The sequence below is a fragment of the Undibacterium sp. genome (assembly GCF_030683615.1).
GTDB lineage: Bacteria > Pseudomonadota > Gammaproteobacteria > Burkholderiales > Burkholderiaceae_D > Undibacterium > Undibacterium umbellatum.
The window spans coordinates 35,342-57,583 of sequence record NZ_JAUXQE010000010.1 but is presented as its reverse complement, the minus strand read 5'-3'; the positions used below and the strand labels follow the sequence as shown (position 1 = coordinate 57,583).

General features: G+C 51.0%; 18 protein-coding genes. 8 read left to right on the top strand and 10 right to left on the bottom strand.

What is annotated here, in order from left to right; translation table 11 throughout:
- Positions 1-60 precede the first annotated feature (60 nt).
- Complete coding sequence (locus Q8K39_RS05925) at positions 61-2,175, top strand: peptidase domain-containing ABC transporter (RefSeq protein WP_305258701.1); 2,115 nt, start codon at positions 61-63, stop codon at positions 2,173-2,175.
- 26 nt (positions 2,176-2,201) lie between these two features.
- On the opposite strand, the gene Q8K39_RS05920 is transcribed toward Q8K39_RS05925, so the two are convergent.
- The 4 genes from Q8K39_RS05920 to Q8K39_RS05905 form a co-directional block, all read right to left on the bottom strand.
- The gene (locus Q8K39_RS05920) at positions 2,202-4,934 is read right to left on the bottom strand and encodes a diguanylate cyclase domain-containing protein (protein ID WP_305258700.1); all 2,733 of its coding nucleotides are present in this window, start codon (positions 4,932-4,934) and stop codon (positions 2,202-2,204) included.
- 141 nt (positions 4,935-5,075) lie between these two features.
- Positions 5,076-5,924 (bottom strand): hypothetical protein, encoded by an 849-nt coding sequence (locus Q8K39_RS05915; protein WP_305258699.1) that lies wholly within the window; start codon positions 5,922-5,924, stop codon positions 5,076-5,078.
- Positions 5,917-6,858 carry a glycosyltransferase gene (locus tag Q8K39_RS05910; protein ID WP_305258698.1) on the bottom strand — a complete coding sequence of 314 codons (942 nt, stop codon included), beginning with the start codon at positions 6,856-6,858 and terminating at the stop codon, positions 5,917-5,919. Before Q8K39_RS05910 ends, Q8K39_RS05915 begins: the two co-directional genes overlap by 8 nt.
- A gap of 41 nt (positions 6,859-6,899) precedes the next feature.
- Positions 6,900-7,484, bottom strand: a complete 585-nt coding sequence (locus Q8K39_RS05905; RefSeq protein WP_305258697.1) for a hypothetical protein — start codon at positions 7,482-7,484, stop codon at positions 6,900-6,902.
- 248 nt (positions 7,485-7,732) lie between these two features.
- Here Q8K39_RS05905 and Q8K39_RS05900 point away from each other — a divergent pair, with 248 nt between their 5' ends.
- Together Q8K39_RS05900 and Q8K39_RS05895 are read left to right on the top strand one after the other, a co-directional pair.
- Positions 7,733-8,512 (top strand): metallophosphoesterase, encoded by a 780-nt coding sequence (locus tag Q8K39_RS05900; protein ID WP_305258696.1) that lies wholly within the window; start codon positions 7,733-7,735, stop codon positions 8,510-8,512.
- A 31-nt stretch (positions 8,513-8,543) separates the two neighbouring features.
- Entirely contained in the window at positions 8,544-8,816 is a 273-nt protein-coding gene (locus tag Q8K39_RS05895; RefSeq protein WP_305258695.1) for a hypothetical protein, read from the top strand.
- Between the two features lie 117 nt (positions 8,817-8,933).
- Here Q8K39_RS05895 and Q8K39_RS05890 read toward each other — a convergent pair whose 3' ends face one another.
- The gene (locus Q8K39_RS05890) at positions 8,934-10,433 is read right to left on the bottom strand and encodes a DUF4214 domain-containing protein (RefSeq protein ID WP_305258694.1); all 1,500 of its coding nucleotides are present in this window, start codon (positions 10,431-10,433) and stop codon (positions 8,934-8,936) included.
- 335 nt (positions 10,434-10,768) lie between these two features.
- Between Q8K39_RS05890 and Q8K39_RS05885 the strand changes: the two genes are divergently transcribed.
- Entirely contained in the window at positions 10,769-11,077 is a 309-nt protein-coding gene (locus Q8K39_RS05885; protein WP_186955102.1) for a hypothetical protein, read from the top strand.
- A 97-nt stretch (positions 11,078-11,174) separates the two neighbouring features.
- Complete coding sequence (locus tag Q8K39_RS05880) at positions 11,175-11,681, top strand: HAD family hydrolase (protein WP_305258693.1); 507 nt, start codon at positions 11,175-11,177, stop codon at positions 11,679-11,681.
- 48 nt (positions 11,682-11,729) lie between these two features.
- On the opposite strand, the gene Q8K39_RS05875 is transcribed toward Q8K39_RS05880, so the two are convergent.
- Together Q8K39_RS05875 and Q8K39_RS05870 are read right to left on the bottom strand one after the other, a co-directional pair.
- Positions 11,730-12,518: an ABC transporter substrate-binding protein gene (locus tag Q8K39_RS05875; RefSeq protein WP_305258692.1), complete on the bottom strand. Its 789-nt coding sequence runs from the start codon at positions 12,516-12,518 to the stop codon at positions 11,730-11,732.
- A gap of 8 nt (positions 12,519-12,526) precedes the next feature.
- Positions 12,527-14,149, bottom strand: a complete 1,623-nt coding sequence (locus tag Q8K39_RS05870; RefSeq protein ID WP_305258691.1) for a methyl-accepting chemotaxis protein — start codon at positions 14,147-14,149, stop codon at positions 12,527-12,529.
- Positions 14,150-14,445: 296 nt separating this feature from the next.
- Between Q8K39_RS05870 and Q8K39_RS05865 the strand changes: the two genes are divergently transcribed.
- From Q8K39_RS05865 to Q8K39_RS05855, 3 genes are all read left to right on the top strand, one after another.
- Positions 14,446-14,961 carry an O-acetyl-ADP-ribose deacetylase gene (locus tag Q8K39_RS05865; protein ID WP_305258690.1) on the top strand — a complete coding sequence of 172 codons (516 nt, stop codon included), beginning with the start codon at positions 14,446-14,448 and terminating at the stop codon, positions 14,959-14,961.
- 425 nt (positions 14,962-15,386) lie between these two features.
- On the top strand, positions 15,387-15,770 hold the full coding sequence (locus Q8K39_RS05860) for a lysozyme inhibitor LprI family protein (protein ID WP_305258689.1): 384 nt from the start codon (positions 15,387-15,389) through the stop codon (positions 15,768-15,770).
- Between the two features lie 3 nt (positions 15,771-15,773).
- Positions 15,774-16,382, top strand: coding sequence for a hypothetical protein (locus tag Q8K39_RS05855; RefSeq protein ID WP_305258688.1), 609 nt, complete (start codon positions 15,774-15,776; stop codon positions 16,380-16,382).
- Positions 16,383-16,394: 12 nt separating this feature from the next.
- On the opposite strand, the gene Q8K39_RS05850 is transcribed toward Q8K39_RS05855, so the two are convergent.
- From Q8K39_RS05850 to Q8K39_RS05840, 3 genes are all read right to left on the bottom strand, one after another.
- On the bottom strand, positions 16,395-18,830 hold the full coding sequence (locus Q8K39_RS05850; protein ID WP_305258687.1) for an ATP-binding protein: 2,436 nt from the start codon (positions 18,828-18,830) through the stop codon (positions 16,395-16,397).
- Between the two features lie 12 nt (positions 18,831-18,842).
- Positions 18,843-19,838, bottom strand: coding sequence for a substrate-binding domain-containing protein (locus Q8K39_RS05845; RefSeq protein WP_305258686.1), 996 nt, complete (start codon positions 19,836-19,838; stop codon positions 18,843-18,845).
- A gap of 311 nt (positions 19,839-20,149) precedes the next feature.
- Positions 20,150-22,057, bottom strand: a complete 1,908-nt coding sequence (locus tag Q8K39_RS05840) for a methyl-accepting chemotaxis protein (protein ID WP_305258685.1) — start codon at positions 22,055-22,057, stop codon at positions 20,150-20,152.
- Positions 22,058-22,242 lie beyond the last annotated feature (185 nt).

Below are 22,242 nucleotides of genomic sequence, written 5' to 3'. Positions count from 1 at the left end.
ATTTATCTTACTCTCCAAGAAAAACAGACTTTTGTCGCTTAGCGGCCAAACACTAAATCCATGTCACCCCTCCTCCAAACCGAATCCAGCGAATGCGGCCTGGCCTGTCTCGCCATGGTCGCCAGCCATTTTGGCTACCACTCTGATCTTGCCGATCTGCGCCGTCAATTCTCTATCAGCCTCAAAGGTGCAACACTGGCGCAGCTGATGCGTCATGCATCTGCCATGCAATTGAACAGCCGTCCCTTGCGTCTTGAACTGGATGAGCTAGATCAACTGGCTTTGCCCTGCATACTGCACTGGAATTTGAATCATTTCGTCGTACTCAAAGCCGTGCGCAAGGATTGGCGTGGCAAGGTCACGCTGGTGTTGCTGGACCCGGCAGTGGGTGAAAGGCGTGTTCCTGTTGAGGAAGCGTCCAGCCATTTCACCGGCGTGGCACTGGAGCTGACGCCCAGCCCTTCATTCAAACCCAAGGATGTGAAGAAACAAGTTGCCCTGCGCGATCTGACTGGTCACATTGTTGGCTTGCGCCCTGCTATTGTCAAGGTATTGGCGCTGGCTCTGGCGTTGGAAATTTTTGCGATTTGCTCGCCGCTGTTTAATCAGTTTGTGATTGATGAAGTCATTGTCAGTGGCGACAAAGAATTGCTGGTGGTGCTGGTGTTTGGTTTTGCGCTCTTGATGGTCACCCAGAATGCCATAGGCCTGGCGCGTAGCTGGTTTTTGATGCGCTGGAGTATGGATATCAGTCTGCAATGGTCAGCGCGCGTGTTTGCCCATCTGGTGCGTTTGCCGGTTTCTTATTTTGAAAAACGCCATCTTGGTGATGTGGTATCGCGCTTTGGTTCGATAGGGGCGATACAAAGTACCCTGACTTCGATGTTTGTCGAGAGTGTGCTGGATGGCTTGATGGCCGTGCTGGCGCTGGTGATGATGCTGGTGTATAGCTTGAAGCTGAGTATGCTGGTGTTGGGTGCGGTGGCTCTTTATGCAGGTTTGCGCTGGGCTTTTTATCAGCCCTTCCGGGAGGCGTCACAAGAGCGGCTGATATTGTCTTCCAAAGAGAGTTCGCACTTCCTGGAAACCATGCGTGCCGTTACACCTCTCAAATTGTTTGGCCGTGAGACTGAGCGGCTGTCGCGCTGGCAGAATTTGAAGATCGATGTGCAAAACCGTGATATCAAGACGCAGAAGCTGTCCATCATCTTCAAGGTCAGCAATACCCTGATCTTTGGTATTCAAGGCCTGGCACTGTTTTATATTGGTGCGGGCCAGGTCATGCAAAATACCTTGACGGTGGGTATGCTGATAGCTTTCTCCAGCTATGCGGGGACTTTCACTGGCCGTATTTCCAGCCTGATTGACGTGTTCATCAGTTACCGCATGCTGAGCCTGCATAGCGAAAGACTGGCGGATATTGTGCTGGAAGAGGCGGAGGCAGAAACTGCTGTTGAAACCGATATCTCACGCATCAAGGCAGTGATCACCCTCAAGAATATCAAGTTCCGCTATGCCGAGGGTGAACCCTGGGTATTGAAGGATGTCAACCTGACCATACCGGCGGGCCAGAGCATTGCGCTGGTCGGACCCAGTGGTTGCGGCAAGACGACCTTGTGCAAGATCATTTTGGGTTTATTGAAACCAACAGAAGGTGAAGTGCTGATAGACGATATCCCCATTACTCAGTTGGGCATCAAGACTTATCGCCAACTGGTGGGCACGGTCATGCAGGAAGATGTCTTGCTGGCTGGTTCCATCATGGACAATATTGCTTTCTTTGACAGCCATTGTGATCAACAAAGAGTAGAAGAATGCGCCAGGCTGGCGGCTATCCATGAAGAAATCAGCAAGATGCCCATGGGTTATCAAACCCTGGTGGGTGACATGGGCAGCAGCCTGTCTGGTGGACAAAAGCAGCGTGTCTTGCTGGCGCGTGCCTTGTACAAGCAACCCAAAATACTGGCGCTGGATGAAGCGACCAGCCATCTGGATGTGAACAATGAGCACAAGGTCAATCAGGCACTTGGCAATTTGCAACTGACGCGCATCATGGTGGCTCACAGGCCAGAGACCATTAATGCGGCTGAGCGGGTGGTGTCGCTGGCGGACGGGGCTGTGGTAGAGGTGCGGGCTGCTGTTGCGAAGGAAGAGGTGGGGTTGAAGCTGGCTTGAGCAAGCACATTGATTGATATCAATATCTAGTCCAGCTGCAGCACCTTGAAATTATTGCGCCCTGCGTTCTTGGCCATGTACAGGGCTTCATCTGCCTTCTTCAGCAGTTCATTGGCGCCAGCGTTTTTTTCTGACGAAATTGCCACGCCTATGCTGGCGGTGACCATGAGAGAATTTGTTTCTATATTGAAAGGCGTAGTCATGGCCTGCACGATTTTGTCTGCCACCATGTCGGCTTCGCTATGCATATTCAGACCTTCCAGCACAATGACGAATTCATCCCCTGCCAGGCGGCCTGCCAGGTCGGTCTGGCGTATGCAATGCCTGAGGCGATTGGCAAATTCTTGCAAAACCAGATCACCGGCATGATGACCCAGGCTGTCGTTGATGCGCTTGAACTTGTCCACATCCAAAAACATGACAGCCATCAGCCTGCCGTTGCGCTGTGAGCGGGCACTGGCCTGTTCCATTCTTTCATTGATCTGGTTGCGGTTGGGCAGGCCGGTCAACGTATCGAACCTGGCTAGTGCCAGCAATTGTTTTTCTACTGCCTTGGCGTCACTGATGTCGTTGATGAGTGTATTAACCCCGACCACTTTACCGCTTTCATCATATTGCGGTACATAGGTGGCGTGATAATAGCCAGTCTGGCCAGCGATACTGATCTCGGTTTCAAATTCTGTTTTTTCACCTGCCATGGCCAGTTTGTAATGGGTTTGATGCTCTTGCAGCATGGTGCCACTGAGCAATGAAGAAACGGGCTGGCAGCGTATCTGTGGCAACGGCAAATCAAACCAGGTCTCATAGGGCCGGTTGATGAATTGATAGCGATTTTCTGTATCGATCAGGCTGACAAAGGCCGGGATATTGTCGGCAATGGTGCGCAGCAAGCTTTCGCTGGCAGCCAGCTTCAACTCAGCTTCCTTGCGGGCGGTGATGTCGATGACCATAGAGTAATAACCCAGGGTTTCACCCTTTTCATTGATATCTGGCACATACTCGTATTGCAGGAAGCGTTTGATATTGCGCTCAGGTGCATAGCGTTCAAAGGACACTTTTTCGCCGTGGAGGGCTTGTTGTATTTTGCTTTTTAACTCAATGTAGGTTTGTTCGCCAAATACTTCTGCAATTGTTTTTCCTAGCAAATTGCCAGGTTCCAGACCAGGTATCTGACCATAATTGCGGTTGCAGAACTGGTAGCGCTCATTGGCATCAATATAGGCGATCATGGCCGGTACATTGTCAGTGATGGTGCGCACCCGTTCTTCACTGCGCATCAAATCATCCTGTACCCGTTTGAACTCGGTGATATCTTCCACCAGCACAAAGAAACCATCGACTTGGCCGGATTTGTTGAAATCGGGCGCATACGTAACCCGGTCCCATTCCCAGTGGCCATAACGCTGTATGCGGCGTTCATAGCGTGTCCATTCGCCATTAAGTACCTTCACAACATGCGGCCTGACTATCCTGTCATAGATGTCCGGTGTCGCCACCTCGCGCATGCTTTTTCCGATGACATCGGCAGGCTCCATGTGCGACAAATGGGCTATGCGTTTATTGGCAAAGGTGTATTTCTCTTCATGATCGATATAGCCGATGAAGGCCGACATATTATCGGCAATCAGTCGCAACTTGTTTTCACTGGCGCTCAAGGCTGCCTCTGCAGCACGGCGCTTGGCCATGGCATCATCGAATGCCTTGGCGAGGTCACCTATTTCATCTTTGGGATAGATCTTTTCCTGCAGTGTATCCATCCAGTCAGGCACGGCGTTATTGACCTTGTTACGCAGATGCTGCAGGGGTTTCAATTGCCAGTACATGAACCACCAGCCCAACAGTAACAAGATCATTAACAAGCCGGAACTGGCAAGGGTGATTTTTTTCCTGACGTCGGCGATGATGACAAAGGCTTCACTGGAAGGATAGGCAGCAGCAATTATCCAGTCCACCGACTTGAGCCTGCGATAAGATAAAATTGCTTCATCATTTTCGCCGTTGCGCGAGATCAGGCTGCCCTCCAGCGCGACGTAAGCAGCCTTTGGCAATGGATGTTTATCTGGCCGCTCGTGACTATCGGCAAGTATGCGGCTGCTTTCTGGATGGGCCACAAAAATACCCTGTTGCGTTGTCACATAAAAATAGCCATTGCCACCAATTCTTGTAATCGCCAGGTCGGCCAGGAAGCTATCCTGCTCCAGCTCGATAATACCCGCCAGCACGTAGCGCAACTGGCTATTGCCATCAAACACGGGAACGCACATGACGATCAGGGGACGGCTGGATTTTGTGCCTTTTTGGGGTGGGGAGATGAACAGTTTTTTGTGGTTGAGCACTTCCTGGAAATAATCCCTGCCAGCCAGATTGATTTTGCCGCGATCATCTGCGTCATGCAATACTGCCACCAGTTCCCCCTGCAAGTTTACCACCGCCAGATTATCAAACAAACCGCTCAGGCTTTTTTGGTGTGACATGAATTCTTGCAGTTGCTCCTTGCCAGCGTCGTCAGTTGCCAGGTCAGTCGCCAGCAGGATCAGGGCATTTTTCCTGAGCTCGACCTTTTGGTCAACTTCATTGGCCATAGCCAGAATCACGCTGTTCTGCCTGGCCACGATGAGTTTTTCCAGGGCTTGCTCGGAAACCGAGGTTGCCAGCCAGGACAGCAAGGCCAGGGAAATGACAAAGAACACCGCCACCGCCATGGTCAGGCGGGTTTTCAAACTGATGTCGCGAAATCGAGAAAACCGGCTGGACGACATGGCATTCTGAATTGAGAATTGGTCTTGAAGCCGATATTAGCATTCGTGACCATGGTGACAATCAAAATTTCATTTTATGCCTGGCAATTCCAGGGCAACGTGGTAAATCCACCCTCACTTTTGCAAAATTTGCACGGCAGTCTATGAATAGGCACCCAGCCTGTCATCAGCATGGCAAGCCAGTGTGTCCCTGGCATCGTGGTGCTGACCCTGCTCTGGCGGGCAAAGTTCTGAAGCAGCGGGTTCCTCCGTTTTGTGCTGTGACGCTGGTACAGCAGCAGTAGGGGCTGCCGCATGGCTGAAATTAAGCCCTATATCATGACTGTAGTAGAGCCATGGATATGCCGCATTATCATAGCCTTGCTGGTGTGTGCTGATGTTATCCTGCCGTGTGTCGTTTGCTTGCACGCCAGCTTGCCGTGCAGCGATCTGGCGCGCCCGCTCTGCCAATTGGCGGATATAGGCTTGCACATCGGCAGGGATGGGGTGCCCGCTAGCCTGATAGCTTGCCAGCTTTTGTATGGCGGCCTGGGTTTCATAGTGCAGCTTTTCCAGCTTTTGCTTTTCTTCAGTAGCGCTGGATATCTTCTCATCAGCACTGCGTATCTCTGCCCCCTTTTGCTGATCCAGAAAAAAAGCCAGGCGCACCTGCAAACTTGTCAGCGCAACGGCTGCGCCTGGCTGTGCAAACAGGCCAAGTAGCTTGCGGTTTTCCCTGAACACCACCCGCACCACATCATCCACAAAACCGGGGCAGGCCAGCACCAGGGCGTCCAGCACTGATGCGGAAAACCCAGGTAGCAGGCCCGCCACCCGGGTTTCCAGCCATTGCCGCTTTTGCTGCTGCAAATATTCCAGAAATCTGCCCAGCCTGGCAATTTCATCGTGCATGACGAGCAAGGCATGTTGCATGCCTTGGATCGCTAATTGCATGTCCGGCAAGCTTGTATCCAGTGCAGGTGGGGTAGTGCTGGCATGTGTGTCAAGCATGAGTGGCCTTTTCCTGAAATTCGCCATCTTCACGGCGGGATAGAAAATAATCGACAAAATACTGCCGCAAAGCGGGTTTGTGCATATCTGCATGCCACTCCAGCGCCTGGCCAGCACGCACATTCAAATCTGTCCACGGATTGAAGCCCAGGTCTGTGATCTCATGCATGCGCAAAAAATAGCGCCTGTGCCGGGCCTCACCATGCCACAGATGGCGGATTTCTCCCTTTACCACGCCAAGCCTGCCCTGCACCTGCTGATAAAACCGCCGCCCCCAGGCTTGCAAATGGGCAATCTGGGCATGATCATGCTTCAGGGCATTTTGTATGCAAAAATTATAGTCGCCATAAATGGCGTGCGCCATGAAATGATCGGCACTACCTGATATTGCCGCCTCATACAGCCCAATGCTGTCAAACAGGCTGCGCCGCATGGCCCAGCCATAGCCAGTATGCCCATGCGTATCATAGCGCCCTGCATGCAGGCTGCCAGGCTGCTCTTGCATAACGGCGGCAAATGAAGTGACACGGTCAGGTTGCGCGCCCTCTTGACCATCTTGTTGCAGGCGCAGGCAACTTTGCCATACCTGTGCCACAGGATATTGCTGCAAGACAGCGACCAGTTCCCTGACCCAGTTTTTGTTATCAAACAAAATATCGCAATCCAGCCATGCCACATAACGACAACTGGCAGGCAGCCATGAGGCAGCCAGGTTCAGCAAGCGCTCTTTTTGCCAAAGCAAAGTCGCTGAGCGCAACTGCAAAATATCGACGGCCGCAGGCAATTCAAAAGCAGCATCACCAAATGCACACTCCACCGTAATACAAGTCACCCCCACCGAGCGCATGCCCTGCATGAAGACATCATAATTCTGCCGACGAGAGACATACCGGCAGGGGTTGAAATAAGTGGTGAGGACGACGAGTTCAGACATGGTTTCATTTATACACTTGCATTCCAGTACAGGGACTTTAATCAATATCCTGCATGCCGCAGCAGGTCGCCACTCTTCCAGGTATCTATCATGCACTGGAAGATGACCTTCCCACGTTCGCTCAAATACAGCCCTTCTTCTTTTTTACCAAAATCCGCACGGTAAATTTCCAGATAGCGGGCGGCGCAGGCCCGCTGCTCGTGATTCAGCGCCAGATAAAGCTCCATCCTGCCAAGCGGGAAAGAAATCCATGCACCATCCGTCAATTCATGACCGATCTCGTCAAAATCAGCCACATCTGGTGCCAGCGGCAACAGCAGAGCATCAGCTACTTCCGCAGGATAATCATGACTGTCACCACCATAATAAAGGGCGAAAGCCGCCAGTTTCAAAAAAGCAGGCAGGTAATACACTAATGCAGGCAATGGAAATAATTTCAGATTGTGCGAGAGGCAACAATCCAGGCGACGCAGGCTAAACCCCGTTATTTCGCGCCAATTGTATTCCCCAAAAATCTCTTGCGCCTCAGAGCCTATCCTGTTCTGCGGCCAGATTATTGCTGGTCGCGCTAGGGGGAATGCCGCATTGAGCTGGTTTTCAAAATTAAAATAGTCAACGATATTCATCTTTCCTTGCTCATCTTAAAAAGACATTACACCAGACCATGCTAGATTGTGGCCTCATAAAAGCATACACAAAATCATGCGTGATATCTAAAATCACGTCGCACAGTTCATTCCAGAAAACACATACCTAAGGCGATATCCAAACACCATGAAATTCCAGTAAACTAAAGCCGCGAGCCGAATTCACCAAAATCGAATGGCAACGAAATTTAGTGCACTTACTATAGCCCATTATCGCCCCTTACCCCATGCGCATACAAATCCTGTCCGACCTGCATCTTGAAGCCTGGGGTGATACTGCGCCCTTTGGCAACCCTGCCATCAGCCAGCCTGATGTCGTGGTACTTGCCGGTGATATCCATGCGGGCAACCAGGCAGTGAGCTGGGCGGCGCAGCACTTTGCCGGCATCCCGGTCTTGTATGTACACGGCAATCATGAAGCCTACGGCAAGAACCTGGAAGACATGCAAGTTGATATTGCCCGGGCTTGCGAAGCCACGGAGAACGTGCATTTTCTTAATGCCAGTGAATATCAGATGGGAGATATACGCTTTTTGGGTGCGACGCTATGGACAGATTTTTGTCTGTTTGGAGAAGAGCAACGTTACTTCACCATGACAGAAGCGACAGACTTGATGCCTGACTATCAGCGCATCACTCTGGCTGCACAAGGCTATCGCAAACTTGTCGCTGATGACACTGCGCTTATCCACGCCAGGCAAAAATCCTGGCTCAACAAGCGGCTCAATACCCCGTTCCCTGGCCGCACCGTTGTCGTCAGCCACATGGCCCCTTCATCGCAATCCGTCTCACCCCACTATGCCGACGATTTGCTCTCCGCCGCCTTTGCTTCGCAACTTGATGAGCTGGTCAAGAAAGCAGATTTATGGATACACGGCCACATGCATGAAAGTTTCGATTATCACTTGGGAAAATGCCGTGTCATCTGCAACCCCTGTGGCTATCCGCTGCACAGTGGCAGGATGGAGAATGCTGACTTTGATCCAGACTTGATCGTGAATCTATAGAACTCATTTCAGAAATAGGATGAGTGCGAACATGAAAAAACTGAAGATCCCTATTGCAGCCTTACTGCTTTATATGCTTGCCACATGCTGCTTCGTGCTACCCCTGATCTTCACCTCATTGCAATTTGATGGTGGCGCAGGATACGCTATCACAATGTACTGGGCAGGTGGTTTCATTTCTGTCCTGATGGGCATGCTCTTTCATTTATGGGACAGGTCGCGTCATGCGCCAGGACAAAAGATCTTTGCAGCAGGCGTGGACAAGGATGTCGTTCCGCGCAGGCTGGGAGAAACTGAAGAATGAGAAGGGGGAAGCGTTACTCCCAATTCTGGTAGCGTCCCCACATAAGACAAACTCAGCCTGCCTTGCTCTCATTAGAATTGCGAAGCAGGCCGAGAATGATTGACTACTCTGGCAAACTCACCCCAGCCACAATTTAAATTCAATACCATTCTGGATGCTGCCTATGACTTGCGCCTGGTTTTCTGCGCTTTCGCAGAAGCTGGCGAGTGCACCAGCCGCCGTGATCTGGCCTTTGCTGAGTTGATTATTCCAATAATCAAAACCCGCCTGGTCTGGCGCACGGTGCAAGACGTTTTGATAGAAGTTGGTGATCAGAGTCGTCGTGGATGGATTGGCACCATATAGCTTCTGGAATTCTGCTGACTGGAAGAACCCTGCAGCCACCGTCGTCAGGCTGGAGCCCTTGTCCATGTCCTTGATCCAGTAGCCCAGGCCTTCAAGGTCAGGTTTGCGGTCAAATGCTGCCTGGTAGATGCGATAAGCCTGGCCTGCATTGCCATTGATATCTAGCGCAAGACTCTTGTCGCCAAATTGCAGTCGCTCGACATTAACCAGATTATCCACATCACCATTGGATTTGACACGCATCTGGTAACCTGCGCCCACCGTGGTGACAGTATAATTGCTGGCAAATCCGGCCATGATGACTGTATCCATGCCAGTGCCACCATCGATATTGTGATTACCCGTTAAAACATTGATGGCATCATTGCCGCTACCGGCATTCACATGCAGGCGTCCGCCACCGCCATTGATGGTGATCAGGTCGCCACCCGCGCCAGAGGCAATCAGGTAGTCGGAATAAACTGTTGCTGGCAAATCCACACTGATAGTGTCGGCACCGCTGAACAGCGACTCATCTGCCAGCATTTTTTCATCAATTTGCTGGTTGGCAGCCACATTCACGGCAACACCCGTGACGCGGTTATAGCTGCCGTCGCGGTACTCAGTGACGGAAGATGTCATCACTCCACTCACGCTGGACTTGCTCAAGCCCTGTGCCACGCTGATGGAATTGGATGAAAGATTAAAATTGCCATCTATATTGGCCGACACAATGAATTTGTCGGCAGTTGCTGTCACCCGGCTGATGGTACCAACGTTATTGCCGCTCATATCACCCTTGATCGAACCCTTGACCGTGATGCTGACATTTCCTGTTACCGCATCATAGTTCGGACTATAGCTGGGAAGTAACGTGGCAAATGTCAGATCTGTCAGCACTACGCTGGTCGGCGTAATGGATACAGAATTCGCACCATTTACCGTGGTATTGGCGTAGTCGAAATTAAACTTTCCGTTTTGAACAATCGACATCAGGCCACTGCTATACAAGCTCAACTTGGTAGCCGAAGCCTTGCCCTGCAAGGCATAAGGGTCTTCCAGCACCACTCCTGTATAGGTAGTACTGGCACCGTCAGGAAAACCTATGCGTACCTGGCTGCCACTGAAATCGAATGAGGAATAATAAGCATGATCCCTGGCCCAGAGCGCGCCCAATTTGGGAAAAATATCAAACAAAGTTCCAAGACTACCGTTGGTTGGTGGAACTTTGATGAGTTGCTGATAATTTGCGGTAACGACTGTTTGTGACAGTTTGATGTTGATATTTGCCATGAATTGCGATTAAGAATCTTAAAAAATGAGGAAGCGGATAATTCCGCCAAACTTGCTCGAATAGCGTTCTAAACGAGCATTAAACCCGGCGAATGCTACAGAATTATTTTTCACGCCGCAATGAAAATGGCATTTTTTATTGAAAAATTATTAATATGAAAATCAGGCTTTAATTTCCCAAAGACATTCTTGATGCTCATTAAAGGTTAAATTATTTAACAAATATAATTGCCAATTGAATAATATTGGTTTATATTTTCATAATTATAAATTCATTCACTTGTCAGCAGGCATAGATCACTATCACCCAAGACATCATGACCCAGGGAGTACGCATGAAGCACATTCGCCTCTTGATTGCCAGTACGCTATTTTTTGCCTTGTCAGCTTGCGACGGCGGTTGGTCAGGCTCTCGTTACCAGCTTGTGACTTCATCCGATGGCAAGGTCTACAGACTGGATTCACAGAGCGGCACCGTGCATTATGTCACCCCGGAAAAAATGCTGGCGCTGAATGATGAACTGCCCACCTTGCACATAGGTGAGTATTATCAGATGGCCGATGCCTCAGGCAATGTCAAGTATCTCAAGTATGTAGGTAATGCCCAGTTTGAAAAGAGCCCGGCGTCTAGCCAGGTGAAGTGATCCGATACAACTTACAATCTCAAGCGGATATGAACTGCCTGCTTGGCAGTTCAAACCAGCCACATGCAGTGCTGGTCGATTGAGTCACGGATAGATGATGGCAGTAAAGAAAAGAAAATTAATCGTTTTCGATCTTGATGAAACGCTGGTTCATGCAAGCAAGACAGAGTTGGGCCATCCCGCCGCTTTTGCATTCCCACCCTACTTTGTCTATCAGCGTCCCTTTCTGGCAGAAATGCTGACAACAATCGCAGCAGAATATGATTTGGCAGTTTGGTCATCTTCATCAAGGGAATATGTAGATGCGGTAGTGACGCACGTCTTTGGCGCGCGTTACCCGCTGCAGTTTGCCTGGTCGGTAGAGCGCTGTGTACAGAAAGTGGATGTCAGGAGTAACGGCTACGTATACATCAAGGACCTCAGAAAAATCCAGGGACAAGGCTATAAGCTTGAACAGATAATGATGGTGGATGATTCACCTGAGAAAATTGCCAGGCAGCCCAAAAACCATGTGGCAATTGCAGCCTACACAGGCCATCAGGATGATCGGGCGTTACTGGACTTGATGCAACGCTTGAAATCCAAAAATACAGCGGCAGCGTAAATGCCAGCCATGGAGCGTGTGACCCTGTGATGGCTCTTCGGGCCGGGCTCACTCCTGATAGCGTTCAAATATGCGCCTCAATTCCCCATTTTCCTCAAGCAAAACCAAAACGGCAGCTATCTTCCTGACCAGTTCAGGAGACATGGTCTTTGCCATGCCCAAGTAGAATTTCTCTGTCAGTTGTGGCTTGCTCAATAAGCGTATCTTGTCTTCCAGGCCGGCCTGCCTGATTGCCAGGCCTATGCCGGGCTTGCGGTGGCAATAGAAACGGCCGCGTCCTGCCAGCAGCTTTTTCAAGTTAGAGATGGAGGAGGTTGCCGTGTCATCTATCTTCAGGCCACCCATCTGCGTAAGAATATCAACAATACCAAAGCCGCGCAGGGCCAGGATGATGCCTTCATTACCGAGCTTGCGTATGTCATCCCAATCTCCGACTGAGACAGTATCATCTGCCCGCACGGCCAGCAGGTAATTGACAGTAAACAGTGGCGTTGGCGCGAACTGGTATTGTGAGGTATTGCGGGCTATGCGTTGCACGCCGCAGATGACATCAATATTTCCAGCATTGAGTGCAGCATCAATACGGGCGCGCGGTTGCCAGATCTGATCACCAACAAATCGCAGCTCAGAATCAGCTTTTTCCATCGCGCGCATGATATCCACACACATGCCGCCTACGGCAAGCTTGCCTTGCGGATTAAGGATCGCAATATACTTTGGTTCGGATGCTTCCTGAGCGGCAGTGCGTATTTCAGTAACAGCACAAGCGGGCAGCATGAGCGTCAGGAGCAACAATTTCAATAGGCCTTGCAATGCCCATAAAGGACGAAATTGCATGAACCTCATTACCTATATGCCAGCCACTTGTCTGATTTCACAGCCTGAACTGATGTAGGCGCATAACTGCCAGAACTTGCATGCGTGAATTGCTGCAACTTGAAAATACTGACCACATTCGACAAATTGCCCGCCTGATCCTGCAAGCTCTTGGCCGCCGCAGCAGCTTCTTCAACCAGGGCGGCGTTTTGCTGGGTCACGCCATCCATTTGGATGATGGCATTGTTGATCTGGTCTATGCCGGCAGACTGTTCTTTGCTGGCATCATTGATCTCATTCATGATACTCGTTACTTTTGCCACACTATCGACGATCTCGGACATGGTCGCCCCGGCCTGATCGACCAGGCGAGACCCCTCGCCCACTTTATCGACCGAATCAGAAATAAGAGACTTGATTTCTTTCGCAGCGCTGGCTGATCTTTGCGCCAGATTGCGTACTTCAGAAGCCACTACGGCAAAGCCCCTGCCCTGCTCACCGGCACGGGCGGCCTCAACTGCGGCATTCAGCGCCAGGATATTGGTTTGAAATGCAATGCCATCAATAACAGCAATAATATCAACGATTTTTTTCGATGAATCACTGATCGCACCCATGGTCGCAACGACTTGCGATACCACGGTGCCTCCCTTGACAGCAGCGTCAGACGCCGCATGCGCCAGTTGATTGGCATCACGTGCATTTTGTGAGTTCTGCTTCATGGTGCTGGTCAACTCCTCCATGGAAGAAGCAGTTTCTTCCAGCGAACCAGCCTGGCTCTCGGTGCGGGCTGAGAGATCCATATTGCCATTCGCAATATCGGATGATGCGCCAACGATGGTATCGGTACTGGTGCGCACCTCACTGACAATATTCACCAATCCATTATTCATGTCCTTCAAGGCCTGCATCAACTGGCCGGTTTCATCGCTGGATTTCACTTCGATATTTGTCGTCAGGTCACCGTCTGCCACACTGCGAGCCATTTTCAATGCATGATGCATGGGCCTGGTAATGCCTACGGTCAAAAACCAGGCACAGGCACTACCAAAAATAATAAATACGATGATCATTGCGCTGATCAGCATGAAGCTGTTTTTGGCGATGGCATCGACTTCCTTGCTCAGATCATCCACATCTTTTTTTTGAAACTCAAGGAAATCAAGTTCGCTCTTTTGGTATGCATCCGACACCGGCATAAATTGATCAAACAACTTTGCGGCGGCTTCCGCCTGACCGTCTTTTTTTAACTTACTAAGCTGGTCACGCATTGCAATGTATTGCTTGCGCACAGCAATGATGTTGTCGAGCAGTTTTTTCTCTTCTGGAGAGCTGATATGCTCTTCCATGTATTTTTGTATTTCATTATTCCGCGCAGTAGATGCCTTGGCATCGCTGGCAAAATATTCTGCCAGCGACTCATCACTACTCTTCACTATCGCCAAAGTACGTTTGAGCCCGGCTACGGTAATCCGGTACCATTCCTCGGTCATGCGCTCTTTTTTGAGCGGTTCCTGCATCATGGAACGAGTACTGTCAGCAACCTCATTCAAGCGCCACAAACCTAGCCCGGAAGAAATCGTCGCCAACAACATGACGAGGCCAAAGCCCAGGGCGAGACGTATCCCTATGTTCAGATTTTGAATTTTCATTGCCTGTCTCCTGGACATTTTTGTAGCAAGGCACTGCAGAGCTGGAGTTGCCCCCGGGATATCCCCATGGGCCAAACCCGATCTTGCCTTTCACCTTTCTTTACTAGCTCTGGCGAGGCAAGAGTTCATTGTTTTATTTCTTTCAAGCATATCGGGCTATTGCTAATCTGCAAGTCAGCGATTGCAAAATGCCGTTAAAACAATATAATACAAGCCTCTCACTTAAGGGAAAACAGTTGAGCCTAGCGAAATTTTCCATGCTTTCTTGAAGCTTATTTATTTCTTCTGTCTCAACCATGCCACAACTCCATGCTATTCGCGCTGATATCACCAAACTCCAGGTCGATGCCATCGTCAATGCTGCCAACTCTTCCCTCCTGGGCGGCGGCGGCGTTGACGGCGCCATCCACCGCGCAGCCGGGCCAGACCTGGTCCACGAATGCCGTCTGCTTGGTGGTTGCAAGACTGGGCAAGCCAAAATCACCAAGGGCTATCGCTTGCCCGCTTCTTGCATAATCCATACCGTAGGCCCGGTCTGGCGTGGTGGCTTGCAAGGTGAACCTGACTTGCTGGCTTCTTGCTATCGCAACAGCCTGGAACTGGCGGCCTCAAAACAATTGCACAGCCTCGCCTTCCCCAGCATCAGCACGGGTATTTATGGCTATCCGCTAGAACTGGCAGCGCGTGTTGCGGTTAATACCGTCAGGGCTGTAGCGGCAGAACATCCCGTCGTAGAAGAAGTCATCTTTTGCTGCTTTTCAAATACTGATCTTGCGGTCTATGAGACGGTGATACGAGAACTCCACCCGTGAAGAATTGATTCTGGATCACGCAAGGTGTGTGGCTTGCGCTTTACTGCGGTTTTGAATTTGGGGTTACTGTTGGGTTTGACGTTGGGGTTGCAGTTGTTTTTGAAGTTGGCAGTTCCCATGTGTAGGCTTCTTTTGCATCTTTTTCTTGGCGAGACAAGAATAGGATGTAGCTGCCAGTCTACCACCGGCCTGCGATTACAAATGACGCATGGACGCACCTAATTTCGCAGCATCGAAAACATGACGAATCTGACATAAATTCACCAAATAGCTTACCACTAAGGCCTCTAGATTCCAGCTAAGCTCACACAGGAATGACACTTAAGAGAGTTTCGGTGATTAGACATTACTTAGCCTGGTGATATATATTTTCAGACTATAATCCAGACATTGAAGCACCTAACTTCAAACTTGACGAGCCCATCATGCGCCATCTCATTCTCCTTTTCACTCTCGCCTGCACCACCAGCTTCGCACATGCCATCGACTGCAATAAAGCCTCCAACACGATGGAAATCAATGAATGCGCTTCCATCGAACAACAAAAGGTCGAAGCCAAACTGAACCAGGTGTATCAGCGCGTGCTGAAAGGCTTGGAAAAAGACCATGCCTCTGACCGAAAATTCGCTGAAATGAAAAAGGCTTTCGTCGATGCCCAGCTTGCCTGGATCAAGTTTCGTAAAGCAGAATGCGATGCCGTCTATCACAACAATATCGGCGGCACCACACGAAATGCCATGTACATCAGTTGCATGCAGGTGCGAGCAAAACAACGTATCGCAGAGCTGGAAGAATTTGAGAAAAATTGAACCATGCGCGTTAGTGAAGCCCTCCAGCTTAGTTATGAGCAATACCTGCATCCTGTAGAAATAGACGGCTTCCTCATCATCTCAGGTCACTTTGTCTGCCTGCTCGAAAATGAAGCTGCCAGCCAATCAAAAGAAGGACAGCGAGGCATACTGGTAAATCGAGCCGCACTTTACCCGCTGGAAGAGCAGGCAATTCCAGGCTTGGCTGGTAGCTCAGTTTCGATAGTGGGTAACATTCGGGTGAAGGCAACCATTACACATACTGGAATTGCCATAACGCCTGTCTACCTGCCTCACATTTATGAATTCAGCTTTTCCTTACCCGGGTATCCTGATATTCCTGCCTTTTCATACAAACATGGCGACACTTTTGTTGATGTTTACTTGCAGGCTCCAGGAAACCTGACGGCCAAAACGCTGAGTCTGTTGAAGCCCCTGTTTCCCTCATCGCTGAACATCATGGAACTCAGACGTCTATTGTCTGAAGCATCCGAGCATCAAGTTGCCCATCATGTCCGTGGCGAAGAATTGCAAAAAGTCTTGGGCACACTTGAAGCAGCTGTTTGTCAATGGCGTATAGAGGAATGCAAAATCCATCGGGGTGCACCGTAAAAGATATCAATATCAAATTTGATGATCCGTCTCCCCCTGCAACATCGGCGCGCACAAAGGCAGGATCAGGATAAAACTGCTGCCCTCGCCCACCCTGGACTGCAAACTGATGGCACCACCCAGTATGCTGGTGACGATATTGTAGGCAATGCTCATCCCCAGACCAGAGCCACCCTTGCCAAGCTTGGTGGTAAAGAAGGGATCAAACACACGGGAATGATGTTCATCGGATATGCCTATGCCATTGTCGCTGAAAATAATTTCCACCTGTTCTGGATTAAGCATTCTCGCTTTCAGTGTCATCATGCCATTGCTGCGGCCTTCAAACGCATGTGACAAGGCGTTGGTGACAAAATTGGTGATGACCTGCCCCAAGGGGCCGGGATAACTGTCCATCATGACACCACTGACCAGTTCACAATGCATGTTGTGTCCGGATTTTTTGTACATAGGTACAAGCGTGGCAACGATTTCTTCCAGTGTTTCCTTGAGCATGAAGGGACGGCGCTGGTTACTGGACTGATCTACGGTCACTTGCTTGAAGCTGCTGATCAGTTCATGCGCATTGCCAAGATTGCGCATCAACAACTCTGTCCCTGTGGTGATGGTTGCCAAATAATTGTCGATGGAGCTTCGGCGCAGCTTGCCGGATTCGAGAGTGGCCCTGAGTATGGCAGACTCGTCCTGCAAGGTACTGGCGACGGTCACGCTATTGCCTATCGGGGTATTGAGTTCGTGGGCGATGCCAGCCACCAGTGAACCCAGAGCGGCCAGCTTTTCTGAGCGCACAAGTTCATCCTTGGTACGGTTCAGGGTGTTCATTGCTGCGGCAAGTTCCCGGTTGGTTTGTTCCAGTACCATGGTGCGCGAATGAACTCTGGATTCAAGCTGCTGGTTGATTTCCAGTATTTGCTGCTCCGCTTCGCGCTGGCGGGTAATGTCGACACAGCAAAAAATGTACAGCTTTTCATGCTGAAATTCTATCGGGCGACCAAATAATTCGCAAATAAGGATGCGGCCATCCTTACGCCTTTGTTGCACTTCAAAGCGGTCAAGGTTATTCGCTGTTTGCAAGGTAGTCACCATGTTTTCGCGCTGCTTCAAATCAACCCAGAGCCCAAAGTCACGCGAGCGTTTGCCAACCACATCTTCACGCTGGAAACCAAATTGCATCAACCAGAAATTATTCACGTCGACAAACTCGCCATTTTCTATGCGTATCAGTGCTAGCGCCATGGGCGATAGCTGGAAGATAGCAGAAAATTTATATTCGCTCTGTGTCAGTTCCTGCTCATGACGCTGGCGCATTTGCAGGGTTTCGAGAAAAGCATTGAACCAGGCCACCAGCTCGGTAATTTCATCCTGACCTGTGGGGAGCGGCAAGGGTCTGCTGATATCGAATTTATTCTCTTGCAGTAGTCGAAAGCCGTCAGAGATCGCCTTTACGGGTGCCACCATCTTGCGTTTGAAATGACGTCCGGCCAGGGCAATGACGCCGAAACACATGAGCATGACAATCGTCGCCAGCAAGGCGATGCGGTTCATTGGTGCAAGCAGGGTCTGTTTAGGGATGACACCAAACACGCACCATAAACCATCTGCCGTGCAGGAATAATTCACCAGCGCCTTATGCGGGCCGAGCTGGCGCTCGGTGCTACTAGCTTGTCCAACAGGGACACTCCTCCGCAATGCTTCAATCTCGCCAGGTGCAGCCTGGCCGATATTGCCGGGTTCTGGTGCATACACCAATCGTCCCTGAGCATCAGTGACCAACAGATAGGCTTCCCGGCCCAAGTCCAGCCGGGAAAAATTCTCGGCCAGATACTCCGTGGAATAATTGATGAGCAACATGCCCACCGCCTCTGAGTCGCGCTTTTCTTCCGAGTAGCGGCGTATTACTTTGACGGCGGTCAAGACCTTCCGGGCTGGTGACGCGGTGTTCAAATTGTCTTCCACCCCTAACCAGATCAGAGATTGTGATGACTTGACGGCGGCCTCATAAATTCGCTGACGCTGAGCATCGTTGACGGCGGGCACGGCCAATGTATCCCCCACATAGAAGCGATTGCCTTTCGCAGTGAACAAGTCTATGGACACCAGTCCTTTCAGATTGCTATAAGCATTAAGGCTTTGCCGTATGCCGACCTGGGTGGACAACTCATCAAAAGAATTGCGCTCCTTGCTGCTGGAGGCATCGGTATTGGCAATTGCCAGACCTATCTCTTCTATGCTGGCAATACGCGCGGCCAGACTTTCTATCTGAGCAGTTTGCAAGAGGAGGTAATCACGCTGGTTACTGATCAATTGTGCGCTGTAACTGTCAGCCAGATCAATCACGGTGCGTTTGACCATGTCAAACGAAACGATGGCATAAGCCAGCAAGGGCAACACGCTGACGACAAGCAGATAAGCGATCAGCCTGATTGTGATATTCGTCTTGAAGTTCAAGGGCTCGTCCGCTTATTTTAAATTGTTTGCAGTGACCAGTCGGGTGTTGAGAACTGTGACAGGAGGCACCTGATCACCCTTGAGCCCGCGAAATGCCAGCATCACGCCGACATATCCCTGCTCGGCGGCGTTCTGATCCACAGTAGCCAGCAAACGCCCTTGCCGGATGGCAGCAACGGCCTCTTCCAGTGCATCATAGCCGATGACTGCAACATTGGTCTTGCCACTATCCTGCAAAAATTTAATCGCCCCCAAGGCCATCATATCGTTGGCGCAGAACAAAAGACGTATCTCAGGGTGTTCGCCCAACAGACGGCTGGTCAGATCGCGTGCCTCGTCGATTTTCCAATTGGCCGATTCCCTGGCGACGACTTTAATCAGCTTGCTGCTGGCAAAAGCCTGCTCTGCCCCCTGCACCCGCAAGCGTGAGTTTTCTGTGCTGCGTATACCTTCGAGAATGGCGGCAGCGGTCGGCTTGCTGATTTGATCAACGGCATACTTGACCGCCTCAAAGCTGGCTTTTTCATTGTCCACACCGACAAAGGGTATGGCTTGCATACCCTGGCTTTGCATGGTTGCCGCATCGAGCCGGTTATCCAGTCCGACGATGACGATGCCCTTGTCCTGTGCTTTCTTCAGCACTGCCACCAGCCGTTTGGAATCTCCTGGTGCAATCACAATGGCCGCGATCTTGTGCTGGATCAGCTCATCCACAATTTGTATTTGTTGCTCTATCGAAGTCTCTTGCGCACCAGTCTTGACAACGAGATCAACACCATATTCCTTGCTTGCACGTCTCGCCCCCTGCTCCATTTGAATGTAGTAAGGATTGGTCAGCGTCTTCATCACCAGGGCAACGCTGGGGCCAGCCCTGGGTTTGGCAGCCTCGGCAGGTGCCTGTGTAGCCACCGCACGGGCCTTGCCATTATCTGCCTCGCCCTGGCAACCAAGCATCGTTAAAGCGAAGAAGCCGACCGCAATGGTCGTTAGCGATTGACACAGTTTCATGATTTCTCCCGTCTGCAGGCAAGTCCCCAGCTTATGCTAACACCAAGCAGACTGCGTGGGGGGCAGTCTGCATTTGTGAAATTTTGTCAATCATGAACAGGCCGGGACATGACATTGCACAGCATTGCTGGCTTTGGGCTTGGGTGGCAAGTGAACACGAAAGACCTCTTATAAAAAAAGCAGCCCGAAGGCTGCCTAAGAACATGGGCATGCATATTATGCATAGGGCGCACAATACTTACACCGAGGAGGAGTATGTTCAGACAAGAGCATATCAATGCGCTGTGACGGCAACATGACAGCCAACTGCATCAAAACTCCTCCCAGTCCTCCGCTGAATTTTGCGCTTTGCCGCCAGCCCGCGCTGGCGCCGCCTGGCTGGCTTTTGGTGCTGCCGCAATTTTCGGTGCAGCAGATGTCGCAGGTTTTGCTCTCTGTACAGATGTAGGGACGCTGGCGACTGCTGCCACTTGCCTGCCATCATCAAGCTTGAACATGCTGATGATTCTCGACAAATGCTCGGCCTGTTCTTGCAGGCTTTCGGCAGCAGCGGCGGCTTCTTCCACCAGGGCGGCATTTTGCTGTGTCATTTCATCCATCTGGGTGACGGCGCGGTTGACCTCTTCTATACCTGAGCTTTGTTCCTGGCTGGCAGCAGTGATTTCGCTCATGATGTCAGCCACCTGCTTGACCGAGGTGACGATCTCGCCCATGGTCTGGCCTGCTTCATCCACCAGGCGCGCACCGGAATCGACCTTGCCTACCGAGTCATCAATGAGGGACTTGATTTCTTTGGCTGCCGTCGCAGAGCGTTGTGCCAGGTTGCGCACCTCGGATGCCACAACAGCAAAACCGCGCCCTTGCTCACCGGCACGGGCCGCCTCTACTGCAGCATTCAGCGCCAGGATATTGGTCTGGAAGGCAATGCCGTCAATCACGCTGATGATATCGACGATCTTTCTGGAACTGTCCTTGATCGACACCATGGTGTTGACCACTTGCGACACCACCTCGCCACCCTTGCCTGCCACAGTAGCGGCAGAAGCCGCCAACTGGTTGGCCTGGCGCGCATTGTCGGCATTTTGCCTGACGGTGGAAGTCAATTCTTCCATCGACGAGGCGGTTTCTTCCAGTGAGCTGGCCTGGCTTTCGGTGCGTGCAGACAAGTCAGCATTGCCTGATGCAATCTCGCCGGAGGCGAGCCGGACTGAACCACTGGTGGCGCGTATGTCGATGAGCACCGCCGCGATCTTGTCGACAAAGCGGTTGAACGCTTCGCTGATTTGCGCCAGTTCATCACGGCCATCGGCAGCCAGGCGACGGGTCAGGTCGCCTTCGCCTGTCGCGATATCGGCCATGGCATCTCGTACCAGTTCAAGACGCTTGAGGGCTCGTGCAACCAGAGTGGTCAACAGAAGTGCAGCAAGCGCCACGACGATGATGGCGGTGACAGCCGATGTCGTCAGCATGGCGGACAATGCCTGCGTGGCCTCGGCACGGTCAAGCACGGTCGCCAGCAGCCAGTCAGTGCCAGCGATTCTGGTGACAAACAGCATGCCATCGCGGCCATTCAAATGAATGATGCTACTGGTCTTTGATGCCTCGGTAGCCGTCAATACTTCCGTCGTCAGCTTGGCATCCAGTTCACTGAGGGGTTTGAGTGTCAGTTTTTCATTAGGATGGGCGATGATCTTTCCACTACCATCGAGCAGAAAGGCATAACTGGCAGGGGTAGGTTTGATGGAGGCGACATTGCTGGTCACAGCATCAAGCATGACATCGGCTGCCGCCACTGCCTTGATACCGCCCTTGGGGCCGATGGGGTCGGCAAAGGTAACCACCAGTTTGCCAGTGCTGGCACCGATATAGGGCGTGGTAATAATGGGGCCGCCTGCTTCGCTGGCCTTGATATACCAGGGCCGTGCAGTAGGATCATAATCGGCAGCCCGTTTGCGCTCTTGCGAAAACACCGCGCGCTTGTCAGCAAAACCTATATAGGCCATGTCAAACACACCAGCCTGTTCGCCCGCCTTGAGTGCGCCCAAGGGTTCTGGCAATTCCGCCGCCAGCTTCAGCGAAGCAACTGCGGCCTGCTTGGACTTGACCCACTCGGTAATGGCGCTCGCGTGGCTTTCAGACAATTGCAATAACTGGCTATTGAGCGCATCCATGGTGCGCGAGCGCGTGGTAAAGAAATTCGCTACTACCATGGATAACATGGCTATCACTACTATGGTCACACAAATGCTAATGAGCTTTCTACGCAGTGACGAAAAAAACATACCAGTTCTCCAATACTTTAAAAAGTCGGGCAGGATAGTTTACAACGCGAACTTTTGCAGAATAGCATTCATTTCATGATGCGGTAAATACAGTAGCGCTACAAATAAGCTGACCGTATTTT

Bases quoted from the DNA above. Each gene is read 5' to 3' on its own strand.
- Q8K39_RS05925 (WP_305258701.1), top strand. From the start codon at position 61: ATGTCACCCCTCCTCCAAACCGAATCCAGCGAATGCGGCCTGGCCTGT.
- Q8K39_RS05920 (WP_305258700.1), bottom strand. From the start codon at position 4,934: ATGTCGTCCAGCCGGTTTTCTCGATTTCGCGACATCAGTTTGAAAACC.
- Q8K39_RS05915 (WP_305258699.1), bottom strand. From the start codon at position 5,924: ATGCTTGACACACATGCCAGCACTACCCCACCTGCACTGGATACAAGC.
- Q8K39_RS05910 (WP_305258698.1), bottom strand. From the start codon at position 6,858: ATGTCTGAACTCGTCGTCCTCACCACTTATTTCAACCCCTGCCGGTAT.
- Q8K39_RS05905 (WP_305258697.1), bottom strand. From the start codon at position 7,484: ATGAATATCGTTGACTATTTTAATTTTGAAAACCAGCTCAATGCGGCA.
- Q8K39_RS05900 (WP_305258696.1), top strand. From the start codon at position 7,733: ATGCGCATACAAATCCTGTCCGACCTGCATCTTGAAGCCTGGGGTGAT.
- Q8K39_RS05895 (WP_305258695.1), top strand. From the start codon at position 8,544: ATGAAAAAACTGAAGATCCCTATTGCAGCCTTACTGCTTTATATGCTT.
- Q8K39_RS05890 (WP_305258694.1), bottom strand. From the start codon at position 10,433: ATGGCAAATATCAACATCAAACTGTCACAAACAGTCGTTACCGCAAAT.
- Q8K39_RS05885 (WP_186955102.1), top strand. From the start codon at position 10,769: ATGAAGCACATTCGCCTCTTGATTGCCAGTACGCTATTTTTTGCCTTG.
- Q8K39_RS05880 (WP_305258693.1), top strand. From the start codon at position 11,175: ATGGCAGTAAAGAAAAGAAAATTAATCGTTTTCGATCTTGATGAAACG.
- Q8K39_RS05875 (WP_305258692.1), bottom strand. From the start codon at position 12,518: ATGCAATTTCGTCCTTTATGGGCATTGCAAGGCCTATTGAAATTGTTG.
- Q8K39_RS05870 (WP_305258691.1), bottom strand. From the start codon at position 14,149: ATGAAAATTCAAAATCTGAACATAGGGATACGTCTCGCCCTGGGCTTT.
- Q8K39_RS05865 (WP_305258690.1), top strand. From the start codon at position 14,446: ATGCCACAACTCCATGCTATTCGCGCTGATATCACCAAACTCCAGGTC.
- Q8K39_RS05860 (WP_305258689.1), top strand. From the start codon at position 15,387: ATGCGCCATCTCATTCTCCTTTTCACTCTCGCCTGCACCACCAGCTTC.
- Q8K39_RS05855 (WP_305258688.1), top strand. From the start codon at position 15,774: ATGCGCGTTAGTGAAGCCCTCCAGCTTAGTTATGAGCAATACCTGCAT.
- Q8K39_RS05845 (WP_305258686.1), bottom strand. From the start codon at position 19,838: ATGAAACTGTGTCAATCGCTAACGACCATTGCGGTCGGCTTCTTCGCT.
- Q8K39_RS05840 (WP_305258685.1), bottom strand. From the start codon at position 22,057: ATGTTATCCATGGTAGTAGCGAATTTCTTTACCACGCGCTCGCGCACC.